The organism is Chryseobacterium cucumeris (genome assembly GCF_016775705.1).
GTDB lineage: Bacteria > Bacteroidota > Bacteroidia > Flavobacteriales > Weeksellaceae > Chryseobacterium > Chryseobacterium cupriresistens.
This window is the reverse complement of sequence record NZ_CP068760.1, coordinates 1,372,204-1,385,133: the sequence shown is the minus strand read 5'-3', so window position 1 is coordinate 1,385,133 and position 12,930 is coordinate 1,372,204. Positions and strand designations below refer to the sequence as shown.

Genomic DNA, 12,930 nt, shown 5'->3' with positions numbered 1-12,930 from the left:
CAATGAAACGTACATTTAAAATTATATCATATTCCCTGTCAATAATAGGATTGCTCATGTTTTATGAGTGTCAAGACCATGGAAAAGCCAAGCCGGCACCAGCCGCAGTATCTTCTAAAGATGAAAATGTTGTAACGCTTACGGATGCTCAACTGAAAAATGCACCTGTCGTAACAACGGTACTTTCTTTACAGAAGATTTCCTCTGTTTTAAAACTTAACGGAATGATAGATGTACCACCGCAAAATCTGGTTTCTGTCAGTATTCCTTTAGGCGGATACCTGAAATCGAGCAGCCTGCTTCCGGGAAAGCCGGTATCAAAAGGGCAGGTGATTGCAGTGATAGAAAATCCACAGTTTATTCAGCTTCAGCAGGATTATTTAATGGCAAAATCTAAAAATCATTTTGCCCAATTGGATTATAACCGCCAGAAAACCCTTAACCAAAGCCAGGCCACCAGCGATAAGGTAATGCAGCAGGCTCAGTCTGAAATGAACAGTCAGAAAATTCTGATGAACTCCCTGGCTCAGCAGCTCCGCCTTATCAATATCAATCCTGAATCTCTCAATTCGGGAAATATTCAGAAAAGCGTACCGGTTTACAGCAGTATCAATGGCTTTGTAAGCAAAGTCAACGTGAACATCGGTAAATATGTCAATCCTTCCGATGTTCTTTTTGAACTCATTAATCCGGAAGATATTCATCTTAATCTTAAAGTATATGAAAAAGATCTGGCTAATCTGAAGAAGGGGCAAAGATTTGCTGCGTATACCAATACTGAACCCGATAAAAAATACTACGGTGAAATTCTGCTGATCAGCAAAGATGTGAGCCCGGGCGGATGGGCTGAAGTACACTGTCATTTTGAAAAATATGACCAGAGCCTTGTACCGGGAATGTATATGAATGCAGAGATCGAAACCAGTACTTCTTTTTCCAATGCTGTTTCTGAAGAGAGTATTGTCAATTTCGAAGGAAAAGACTTTGTCTTCGTTGAAGAAAAGAAACAGACCTACCGATTGACTCCTGTAACGTTAGGTGAAACAGAAAACGGATTCGTACAGATTATGAATACAGATGATTTTAAAAATAAAAAGATAGTCATCAAAAATGCTTATACACTTCTTATGAAACTTAAGAACACTGCAGATGAATAAAAATTATAGTAAAATAAAAGAACTTATAAATAAATACAAATTATGAAAACATCATCTTTATTAAAAACAGGAGCAGGTTTTATAGTCTTGTTTCTGATTACAATTCAGTTTTTTGATACTGATAAAAATATAGCGGCAGCTCCTTCAGAAAATGCTATTGAAAAGCATTACCAGGTTCCGGATCATATACAGGGATTATTAAAAGCAAGCTGTTATGACTGTCATTCCAACACTACAGCTTATCCGTGGTACAATAACATACAGCCTATAAAATGGTGGCTGGCAGATCATGTGAACTCAGGAAAACGGCATTTCAATTTTGATGAATTTAACAGCTATTCGAAAGAAAAAAAATTAAAGAAACTTGATGAGGTTGCAGAAACCATCAGAGAGGGAGAGATGCCCCTTACATCCTATACCGTTCTTCATCAGAATGCAAAGTTGTCTGATACCCAAAAGTCAGAAATAGAACAGTGGGTAAAAGAAACCAAAAAGCAGATTGAATAGCAGGTTGTTAAAAAAAGAAATAGTATTCTGATATAACAAAAACAATCAGTAAATTTAATATCATATCCATTTCGTATGAATTACAATATACCGGAAGATTTGAAAGGGCTTACAGAATCTGAAGTAGCCGCTTCCAGAAAAAAATACGGATACAACCGTCTCGAAGCAGTTAAGAAAGAATCATGGGCAGATCTTCTTCTCAATATCCTGAAAGAGCCGATGCTGATTCTTCTTATATGTGTTTCCTTCATTTATGTGCTTACAGGAGATTATGGCGAGGCTTTATTTATGTTTGCTGCTATTGTTGGAGTTACTGCAATTTCTTTTTACCAGGATAACCGGAGCAAAAAGGCACTGGAAGAACTTGAAAAATTGAATGAACCTTTAAGTAAGGTCATCAGGGATTCAAAGATTATAGATATTCCTACTTTTGAGATAGCAGTCGGAGATCTGTGCATTACCGAAGAAGGCAGCCTCATCAATGCGGACGGAAGAATTGTTTACAGCAACGATTTTTCTGTCAACGAATCTTCCCTTACCGGAGAGAGCTTTTCTGTTTTCAAGGACAGCAAATCTGAAGATAATAAAGTCTATAGCGGAACAATTACGGTTTCCGGACTTGCGGTTTTTGAGGTTGAAAATATTGGAAAGGAAACAAGAGTAGGAAAAATAGGACAGTCCATACTCAATATAAAAATAGAAATATCGCCTTTACAGCTTCAGATCAGGAACTTTGTAAAGGGGATGGCTGTTATCGGGCTCATCATCTTCCTGGCAGTATGCATCTTCAGCTTTGTCAAAACAGGAGATTTTGTGACCAGTTTATTGAGTGGGCTTACATTAGCAATGTCTGTTCTTCCTGAAGAAATTCCTGTAGCCTTTACGACCTTTATGGCCTTGGGTGCATGGAAACTGATGCGGGAAGGAATTATTATTAAACGAAGCAGTATTGTAGAAACGCTGGGAAGCGTTTCTGTAATCTGTACTGATAAGACAGGAACGATTACGGAAAACTCCATGCAGTTGAAGCATCTTTATGATTACCGTTCTGACAGAATTTATGAAGAAACAGAGTTTGAAACAAGAGAACTATATGAACTTATTGATTATGCAATGTGGAGTAGTGAACCTGTACCTTTTGAACCTATGGAAATAACACTACATAAGGTCTATGAACAGAATCGTAAGCCTGATCAAAGAAAAGACTATCAGCTGTTTCATGAGTACCCGCTGGAAGGCAAGCCTCCGATGATGACCCATCTTTTTGAAAATGAGCACAAAGACAGAATTATAGCAGCTAAAGGAGCTCCGGAAGCCATTATAAGTGTTTCCAGTCTTTCAGAAGAAGAAAAAAATAAAATAAGAACGTTAATAAAGAATTTCGGAGAACAAGGATACAGAGTTCTCGGTGTTGCCAGATCTCATTTTGAAGGAAATGATTTTCCTGATAAACAGCAGGATTTTAAATTTGACTTTTTAGGATTGACTGTATTTTATGATCCTCCTAAAAAAGGAATAAAAGAAGTATTTAAACATATTTACGACGCCGGTATTCAGGTAAAAGTCATTACAGGAGATAATGCAGATACTACTAAAGCCATTGCATTGCAGGCAGGAATAGTAAACAATACTCCGCCCGTTAATGGAAGTGAAATAGCCGCGTGTTCAGAATCAGATCTTATAAAACTTTCTGAAGAGACTACTTTGTTTACAAGAATGTTTCCCGAAGCAAAGCTGGAAGTGGTCTCTGCCTTGAAAGCTCAAGGCCGCGTAGTAGCAATGCTGGGAGATGGTGTGAATGACGGGCCAGCTTTAAAGGCAGCTCATATTGGAGTGGCCATGGGAAATAAAGGGACTGAAATTGCCAAATCAGCCGCAGCACTGGTCATCACCAATGACGATCTGGATAAGCTCGTAATTGGTGTTGCTGCTGGAAGAAGAATTTATGCCAATATAAAAAAAGCGGTCCAGTATATTATTTCTATTCATATTCCCATTATACTCACCGTTTCTTTGCCTTTATTTCTGGGCTGGGTATTTCCACATATATTCACTCCGGTACATGTTATTTTTCTGGAATTGGTTATGGGGCCAACCTGTTCCATTGTTTATGAAAATGAGCCAATGGAAAAAAATGCAATGAAAAGACCTCCAAGAGCACTGACAGATACTTTTCTGAACTGGAGAGAACTCACAATAAGCATTATTCAGGGGATCATCATTACCGCAGGGATATTATGGCTGTATCAGTACTCTGTCAGTCATGGAAATGGTGAAGCTAAAACCAGAGCATTGGTTTTCACTACGCTTATATTTTCCAATATACTGCTAAGTCTGGTGAACCGTTCTTTCTATTACAGCATGTTGGAGTGTTTTAAGAACCGAAACGTCCTGCTTGCCGGGATTTCAGTATTGGTTGTAATTTTCCTTCTGATTATTCTCTATGCAGCTCCTGTTTCCGGGTTTTTCAGCGTAACCGCTCTCAGCATAGAAGAACTTGGACTGGCACTGCTCACTGCTTCAGTTTCCGTACTGTGGTTTGAGGTTTATAAATTCATAAAAAGACTTTATTTTAGGAAATAATCTATAATAAGAAAATAGAATTTAGATCGTATGCAGGAATATACATTAATAAACGTCCATATATTAATAAAAAAATAACATATTTTTGTTATATTGACTTGATTTTTTCCCCGGCGAGATCCGGGGATTTTTCTTTTCATAATTTAGGGTAAAAATCAACTATAGAAGTAAAGAAATTGCTTTTTAGCAAATTAATGACCGGAAATGGTAAGATGTTAGGAATTGATTTTTAATAAAACTACGATGCCCGGGAAATCATTTTCACTTACTCTCCAAAATTTACGTTAAACTTTTGAGCTGGTCGCAAAAGCTTTACAAGTATAAAAATTTTATTTTTTAATCGAATATCTCTTGTAATCATGTTTTTTAAAATAAACACCAATGGAGAAAGATGATATACAAAGTAAACTTTTATAAAATTGATAAACCCATCTTTAACACTTTAATTGTACTCATTTTCCAATATCTGCTGACAAATTTTTAAATTAATTTGTTAATATTACAAAATGACCTATTTTTAGTATTTTATTGCCAAAATACGATTAAATGCCAAAAAAAATTATTAGAAATCTTCAAATTGGAGTAGTAATTTCTTTGATGCTTCTGATTGCTAGTTCCATAGCATCTTATATCAGCATACATAAGCAGATGGAGAATAGGAAAGAGTTATTAAAAAATAAGGAATCTATAAGCTTAGCAAAAGATATCTTAAGTACTCTTTTAAATGCTGAAACTGGAAATCGGGGATATCAGCTTACCGGGAAGGAGAATTTTCTTGAACCTTTCAATAAAAGCAAGAATGAATATCCGCAGTTTGTCTCTCACAAAGATAGGCTTAATCTTAGAGATAAAGATCAGATTAATATCCTAAATGAACTGCTGTATACTTCAGAGGTGTTGATGAAAGAATATGCCTTGCTTATTGAGAATCGTAAAAAAGGAATTGTAATGAGTCCGGCAGAACTTGTACAAAACAAGGAGGCTATGGATAGATGCCGCATGCTCGTTCAGAAATTTGTAAAACTTGAGGAAGTTCAACTTGCCATAAAAAATGAAGATCTGAACAAATCTTCCAATCGGACTGTTTTATTCATCATCTTTTCTGCTGTTGCAGCTATCGGTGTAACCCTTTTTGTTTATATACAACTAAAATCTGACCTTATTCGTCGTAGTAAGTTAGAAAACGACCTGTCTTATACTAAAGAAATGCTTGAGGAAACAGGTTCAGTAGCCCAGGTGGGAGGCTGGGAAGCTAATATGAAGACGGGAAAGCTTTTCTGGTCTCAAAGTACAAGAGAAATTCACAAAATAGAAAATAATTTCCAGCCTACTTTTGAAAATGCCCTTGGATTTTACAAAGGAAAAAGCGGGGATAGAATAAAATATCTTTTTAACAGGGCAATACAACAAGGAATTCCTTTTGATGAGGAGCTTCAGCTATTGCGTAATGATGGCGCTACGATCTGGGTAAGAGTAAAAGGCATTCCCGAATTTGAAGGTGATAGTTGTAAAAGAGTTTTCGGAATCATTCAGGACATTGATGCCTTCAAAAAAATGTTTCTTGAAGTTACCCGAAAGGAGGCTATAATGCAGTCTTTTGCCACTGATGTTCCTGTTCCTTTGGCTATGTTTGATAAAGACCTTAACTATATTGCTGTAAGCAGCAGATGGAGAGAGGAATTTAATATGAATGATATAGATCTTATCGGTAATAATCTTTTCACAATATCACCTAATATTCCCGAAGAAGGAAAAGAGATCTATAAGAATGCGCTGTTGGGAAAAACGTACATCAACGGTGATTTTACGTTAAAGGTGGAAGGAAAAGAAGAAATTCAGCATTACGACCTTAAAGTGGGACCTTGGTATCTTACAAAAAATGAAGTAGGCGGTGTCATTATTTCCATACAGAATATTACCAATGCTGTTAAGATCAATGAAGAACTGAAAAATGCCAAAGAAACAGCAGATACAGCCAGCCAAGCAAAATCCGAATTTCTTGCCAATATGAGTCATGAGATCAGGACTCCTTTAAACGGAGTTATAGGTTTTTCAGACCTTCTCCTCACGACACCGCTGAATGAAACCCAGATGCAATATCTGAATTACATCAATGAGTCTGGGGAAAATCTTCTTAGCATCATCAATGATATATTGGATTTTTCTAAAATAGAATCCGGAAAAATGGAGCTCTTGATTGAAAAATGTGATGTTTATGATATGTTGAGCCAGGTGATCAATGTGATTATTTATCAATCCCAGAAAAAAGATATTGAACTTCTGCTCAATATTGAGCCGGGTCTTCCCAAAATACTTTTTATGGATGAAGCAAGGTTAAAACAGATCCTGATCAACCTTCTCGGGAATGCTGTGAAGTTCACAGAAAAGGGAGAGATTGAGCTGAAAGTTGAGAAATTGCGCATGGATGATCGTACTATTGCTTTGCGCTTCTCAGTAAGAGATACTGGGATTGGCATCCCTATTGAGAAACAAAAATACATTTTTAATGCCTTTACACAGGAAAACAGTTCCATTAGTAAACAATATGGTGGCACGGGTCTGGGACTTACGATTTCAAACAATATCCTGGGATATATGGGAAGCCATTTGTCGCTGAGCAGCGTAAAGGAAAAAGGGTCTGTATTTTTCTTTGACATTGAGATTCCTTACGAGATCCCTCCATTGAGAGACGAGGAGGAGATAACTATTAAAACAGCCTTAGTGGTTGATGATAATGAAACCAACAGGATCATTCTTGAGCATATGCTTACCTATAAAAATATCAAGTCTACCTTGGCTTCTAATGGGATGGAAGCCTTAGAGATCCTGTTGAAAGGTGAGCGGTTCGATGTGATCCTGATGGATTATCATATGCCTGTTATGTCCGGATTGGAAACAATAGATAAAATAACAGGACTGTTCAATCAGCGAAATGAGACTTCTCCATTTATAGTACTTTCTTCTTCTTCTGAAGAACTGGGCATACTTAGCTCAGTTAGAAAAATAGAAAATGCACATTTATTATTGAAACCCATCAAATCTCATGATCTATACAAAACCTTAAAAAAGGTAGACCAAAGTTATACAGTGAAAATTAATAAGGATCAGCCTGAGAAAACTTCGCATGTATTTGATTCGGAATTAGAAGTGCTTTTGGTTGATGATAACGTAGTGAATATGGTCCTGAATAATAGAATAATGAGATCTCTTGCACCTGGTATACATCTAACGGAAGCCGTTAATGGGTTGCAGGCTTTGGAAGAATGTAGGAAAAAACAGTTTTCCATTATTATGATGGATGTACAGATGCCGGTAATGAGCGGTATTGAGGCAACACGAAATATTAGAATGCTTCCGGGGTATGAACATATACCTATCATAGGTGTTACAGCTGGAAATGTGCTGGGTGAAAAAGAAAAGTGCCTTGAAGCCGGAATGAATGATTTCCTTCCCAAACCTGTAAAGCAGGCGGACCTTCTTGAAGTACTCAAAAAATATATTATCGTTTAGAAATGATGAAAAAACAGGACTTGATTTCTTCTTAAAATAGAAAGAAAATAAAATAATATATCTTATTTAGCTAGTGCCATTTGGCAAATTTGTGGCCTCACCAGGAATCGAACCTGGATCTAAAGTTTAGGAAACTTCTATTCTATCCATTGAACTATGAGGCCTTGGTTTGATTCATAAAAATACAAATTATTTAATTTTAATAATCAACAATTAATGCAGAGAATGGAGACTGGCAAAGATGTTTGTACCGTTTTGTACATTTTATAGCAAATATGCGAAAATACTTCTATAAAAGGATGTAGGATAAAAGAATCTGCCCTTTAGAGGCAGATCCAGTAGATAAATACATCTCATTTTTTTAATTAGACAACAATAAAAAGCACAGCCGACAATGCTGTGCTTAAATTTTTATTTCAAATTTAATTGCAATTTCAAGAGTAGTAAGAAAAGCAAATAAAGTTTCCACTTCGATGTTTATTACATAGTAAATGTAGTAATTATTTTAATACGAAATATGAATTAAATGTTAAAATTCACAAGTTATCCACATTTTTTTGTGGATAAGTCTGAAGCTAATTTAAAATCCAGTTTTTTGCAGTCTCCAGATCCATATCCTGGCCTTCTTTGGATTCTACCGGAACGTCCGGATCAATTTTCCCGTAGTAGACTTTCCCGTTTCGGTCCATTTCATAAGAAGAAGCCAGAGCAAAGCTTCTACCATCACTTAACGGATAAATCCTATTGGCCGAAGTATAGCCCGCAGATGGTTTTCCAAAGAGTTTTACATTGCTTTTTCCAATAAATGCAATTGTTGTAGCTTCTCCTGAACTGGCCGTGTTTGGACCTATCAGAACTGCAATTTTAGATTGTCCGCTTTTAAGATTATAAGGTTCTGTAATTTTATTGGAACCAAACTTCCTGTCTTTATAAATCCATGGAGTTTTTTTATCCTTATATACAAAATATCCCAAAGTTCCTTCTCCAATCAGACTTCCGAGACCTCCGATCATAGGATACATATTTCCTCCTGTATTGCCTCTCAGATCTACAATCCAGCCTTTAATCGTATTTTCAGAGTCCAGTTTTTTAATCATATTGTGAATCTGCAGGGCAAAATCATTTCCAACTTCTGTGTTGACGGAACCAAAGCCGGGAACAGAAATATAGCCAATACTCTGATCAATTAGTCTGGAATCGGGCTTTGCCTCATTGGTGTTGCTTTTCTTTTGTTTTTCTGAACGTTCTTTGCCGGAAATAAATGAATGGTTATCACCAACCTGTCTTAGATTTTGTATAATATAGCTCAATGCAGGGTCTGTATCATCAATGGTTTTCATGCCTTTTGAAAGATATTGAAGGTTGGTTTCAATATTTTTCCAGTCCAGTTGGTCTGAAAAGATTGAATTCTTTTTCACAATATCTTTAAACTCCTGAATATATTTTGCAGATTTTTTCGAAGGTTCTTCATTTGAAAATGCAATTCTGTTCAGTTCAAAGTGGTCAAACCAAACCGTTCCGTTTCCTGAGAATACGCCTCCAAGAAGAAGGCTTTTTACATTTTTATCAACAGTGAAAATTAAAGAATATTTTGTCCAGTCTTTATTCAATGCAATGGACTTTTGTTGTGACTCTGAGTTTCCAAAGTCTATCATCTGCCCCTTCTCATCCTTCACCTGTGTCCATAGATTGATTTTCCCATTGGTGTTCTCAGATTTTACATAGGCACTGATTTCTATTTTTTGCAATTGCTGAATATCAAGAGGTATTTTTTGAGAAAAAGATTGAAAGTCTTTGGAATGATCAGCCTTTCCTATAAGCTGCATAGAGGCTTTTCCTCCAAAATATTGGGTATAATCTACTTTTCCTTCGTACGAATCTGCTTTTTTTATATTCCAGTGATTGGGTAATCCATCGGTCATGTTCTCAAAACCGGCATTTTGTATCTGAGCTTGCACTGAGCAGAATAGAAATGCTGCTATAATCGTGAAGGACAATTTTTTCATAGTTATTAATTTTGGCTAAAATAAAAAACTTGCCAACAACTTTATACTCTATTAACAATATTTTAGTAATGGTTTAGAAGGATTAACATTTTACCATCAAAAAGGAGCTGCAAAAAGGCAGGACCGATTGTAGCTCATGAATTGTTTATGTGGCAGAATAAAAAAATGATCTCAGTTCATCTGCAAATAAATGAGGTAATTCCAGGGCCGCAAAATGGCCACCTTCATTCATCTTTTTAAAGCTGGTGACATTCACGAAACGTTCTGCCCATTCTTTCGGAAACTGAGCTTCACGGGGAAATACAAGCACTCCAGCCGGAATATTGCTCTTTTGATGCAAATGTGTTCCGCTCCATATAGCGGCTGCATCTTCCTTATACATTCTTGCAGAAGAACCAATGGTTTGGGTTACCCAATAAATCATAATATTGGTAAGCAACTCATCTTTTCCGCCAAATGCTGTTTCAATCATTTCAGGTGGTGCGCCTGCATTGATAAAACTTATGATCCAGCCTGCCAGTCCGACAGGAGAGTCGTTGAGACCATAGGCCAAAGATTGAGGTTTGGTAGACTGTACCATGGCGTAAGCTCCTTCACTGTACCACCATTGCTGAACAAACTGTGCGAATTTCTGTTCCTCTTCACTCATTGTAGCAGGGTCTTCCTGGCCGGTGGGGTAGCCAACATCTGTAAGGTGAACAGCTTCCAGGGCTTCAGGATATTTTGAAGTCAATGCCTTTACGACTCCCATTCCGATATCTCCTCCGGCAGCACAGAATTTTTCATAACCTAGGACTTCAGTCATCAGTTGTTTCCACAGATCTGCCACCTTTTCACTGCTGACCGCTGTTTTATCAGAAAAGCCAAATCCCGGAATGGAAGGAATAACCAGATCAAAACTCTGTTCACCTTCCGTAAGCAGTGGAATAATTTTATGAAAGCGGTAATAGCTGTCTGGCCAGCCATGAGTAAGAATCAGCGGTTTAGGATTTGACCCTTTTCCTCTGATGTATTGAAAATGAATCAAAATTCCGTCAATCCGGGTGACATACTGTGGATGCTGATTCAATTGCTGTTCGTGCATCTTCCAGTCGTAATCATTGATCCAATAGCGGGTAAGTTCTTTCAGGTATGTTTCACTGGTGCCGTAGTTCCAGCCGGATCCTTCCGGTTCTCCCGGCCAGCGGACATTTTGCAGACGGTTTTTAAGATCGGTTATAACCGATTCGGGTATGTTTACTGTAAATGGTTCCATATTATGATATTTTATTGGGTGTAAGTTTGTTTTAAGGAAAATACTGACAGTAAGATAGTTATCAAAGTTAAAAACTTTCTCTTTTAATACATGTTGTCAAAATCATAAATTTTTGATTTTTTTTGAGGGAAAAAATGTAACTTTAATTGATTAAAATCTCGTAATACATATTACTATGAGTCAGGTGTTACTTTTAAGCCTGAACATCTTAGGTTCAATTTTCTGAACCCTATATAGCTATTATTCTTATCTAAAGAAAAGACAATTCATCTTTTATAATACTAATGGTCATTAGCGGTGAATCAGCTGCTGATTATTGATATTTAATATTAAAAAAAATCATTATGAAAATCCATAAAATTGCCGTCATCGGCGGAACCGGAAAATCCGGACAATATCTGGTACAAAACCTTCTTGAGAAAGGATATCATCTTAAACTTTTATTAAGGCATCCCAAGAATTTCACCCTTCAAAATCCATTAATTGAAGTGGTAAAAGGAGATGCAAGGGATACAACAGCGATCGATAAATTGATTCTAGGAACTGATCTTGTCATGAGTACTTTAGGGCAGCCAAAAGGAGAGAAGTCTATTTTTAGTGATGCTACAAAAAATATCATTTCTGCAATGAGTCATCATGGAATCGGTCGTTATATTGTAACTACAGGCTTGAGTGTAAATACACCGTCCGATCATAAAAATGAAAAGGTAAAAATGGCTACAGGCTGGATGTATCAGAACTATCCTGAGACAACCGCTGATAAGCAGAAAGAATATGAACTTCTTCTGGAAAGCCATCTGGACTGGACATTGGTAAGATTACCACTCATTCATCTTACAGAGGAAAGCTTTCCAACGGAGACAAATCCTACAGACTGTAAAGGAGAAAGCATCAGTGCTACAGATCTGGCGGATTTTCTGGTTTCTCAGATTGAAAATTCTGAGTATATCAGGAAAAGTCCGTTTTTGTATAATCTGAAAGAGTAACTATTTTATTAATAAACAGAAGCAGCTGTCGCAATTTTGTCATTCTGAATGAAACGAAGTGTAATGAAGAATCTCATATCATTGGTTATTAATGAGATTCTTCCTTCGTAAGAATGACAATTGTGGCAGTTTTTTATTGGGCGTTAAGGTTTTCTATTTCTTACGGCCATACATCAGGATGCGCTTGAATGCATAGATAGCCGGATATTTTGTAAACCTTTTGGCGATACGCGATTTAAATTCGGAGATGAATTGTTCTTTCTGTTCTCCTTCCATGCGTTCTAAATAAGGTAACAATGCTGTTCCTGAAATAAAGGTGTATAAAGCCTCGTGATCATCCGCAATAATAGGGTATACCTTCTGAAATATTTCAATATCCTGAATTCCGTTATCAAATAATATCTGTGCATAGTCATCCATTGAAAGTACCGGAGAATCACGGTTGAAATGATTTAGTTGGGATGCGTAGGGTTCTTCACCTGCCATTTCTGTTAAAATCTGATTGAGGATATTTTCTTTCTGAACCGGCATTTGTATTGCTAACTGTCCATTCTCTGAAAGTAATCCAATGATTTTGGGAAATAAAGTTTCGTGATCATCAGCCCACTGTAAAGCGGCATTACTGAAGACAAGATCCCATTTCTCGTCAGACTGCGCTGTTTCTTCAATGCTCTGAAGCTTAAAGTGTAAATGATCGTTTTCATATTTCTTCGATTTTTCAAGCATTTCTGCTGATGAATCTATTCCTAAGAATGTAGAACCTGTGAGTTTTTCCGTAAGAATAGAAGTCTGTTCTCCGGTTCCACAGCCTAAGTCAATAGCTTTAATATTGTTTTCAGGCTTGATTAACGCTGCTAAATCATAAAATGGCTTATAACGTACATCTTTGTACTGATCATATAATTCGGGATTCCAGGGCATAAATA

General features: G+C 36.8%; 8 protein-coding genes and 1 tRNA gene. 5 read left to right on the top strand and 4 right to left on the bottom strand.

Annotated features, from left to right (window positions below):
* The first annotated feature begins 2 nt into the window (after positions 1 to 2).
* From JNG87_RS06205 to JNG87_RS06190, 4 genes are all read left to right on the top strand, one after another.
* Positions 3 to 1,157, top strand: a complete 1,155-nt coding sequence (locus tag JNG87_RS06205) for an efflux RND transporter periplasmic adaptor subunit (protein ID WP_202842519.1) — start codon at positions 3 to 5, stop codon at positions 1,155 to 1,157.
* A 42-nt stretch (positions 1,158 to 1,199) separates the two neighbouring features.
* Positions 1,200 to 1,664: a heme-binding domain-containing protein gene (locus JNG87_RS06200; protein ID WP_202842517.1), complete on the top strand. Its 465-nt coding sequence runs from the start codon at positions 1,200 to 1,202 to the stop codon at positions 1,662 to 1,664.
* Positions 1,665 to 1,739: 75 nt separating this feature from the next.
* Entirely contained in the window at positions 1,740 to 4,247 is a 2,508-nt protein-coding gene (locus tag JNG87_RS06195; RefSeq protein WP_202842515.1) for a cation-translocating P-type ATPase, read from the top strand.
* A 546-nt stretch (positions 4,248 to 4,793) separates the two neighbouring features.
* Positions 4,794 to 7,757 (top strand): response regulator, encoded by a 2,964-nt coding sequence (locus tag JNG87_RS06190; protein WP_238349679.1) that lies wholly within the window; start codon positions 4,794 to 4,796, stop codon positions 7,755 to 7,757.
* A gap of 92 nt (positions 7,758 to 7,849) precedes the next feature.
* Here JNG87_RS06190 and JNG87_RS06185 read toward each other — a convergent pair.
* The 3 genes from JNG87_RS06185 to JNG87_RS06175 form a co-directional block, all read right to left on the bottom strand.
* A tRNA-Arg gene (locus JNG87_RS06185) sits at positions 7,850 to 7,921 on the bottom strand.
* A 411-nt stretch (positions 7,922 to 8,332) separates the two neighbouring features.
* On the bottom strand, positions 8,333 to 9,763 hold the full coding sequence (locus tag JNG87_RS06180; RefSeq protein WP_202842513.1) for a S41 family peptidase: 1,431 nt from the start codon (positions 9,761 to 9,763) through the stop codon (positions 8,333 to 8,335).
* 145 nt (positions 9,764 to 9,908) lie between these two features.
* A complete protein-coding gene (locus JNG87_RS06175; protein ID WP_202842511.1) occupies positions 9,909 to 11,018 on the bottom strand; it encodes an epoxide hydrolase family protein in 1,110 nt (369 codons plus the stop codon).
* 344 nt (positions 11,019 to 11,362) lie between these two features.
* On the opposite strand from JNG87_RS06175, the gene JNG87_RS06170 reads away from it, so the two are divergent.
* A complete protein-coding gene (locus JNG87_RS06170) occupies positions 11,363 to 12,004 on the top strand; it encodes an NAD(P)-dependent oxidoreductase (protein WP_123278372.1) in 642 nt (213 codons plus the stop codon).
* 153 nt (positions 12,005 to 12,157) lie between these two features.
* Here JNG87_RS06170 and JNG87_RS06165 read toward each other — a convergent pair whose 3' ends face one another.
* Positions 12,158 to 12,925: a methyltransferase domain-containing protein gene (locus tag JNG87_RS06165; RefSeq protein ID WP_202842508.1), complete on the bottom strand. Its 768-nt coding sequence runs from the start codon at positions 12,923 to 12,925 to the stop codon at positions 12,158 to 12,160.
* Positions 12,926 to 12,930 lie beyond the last annotated feature (5 nt).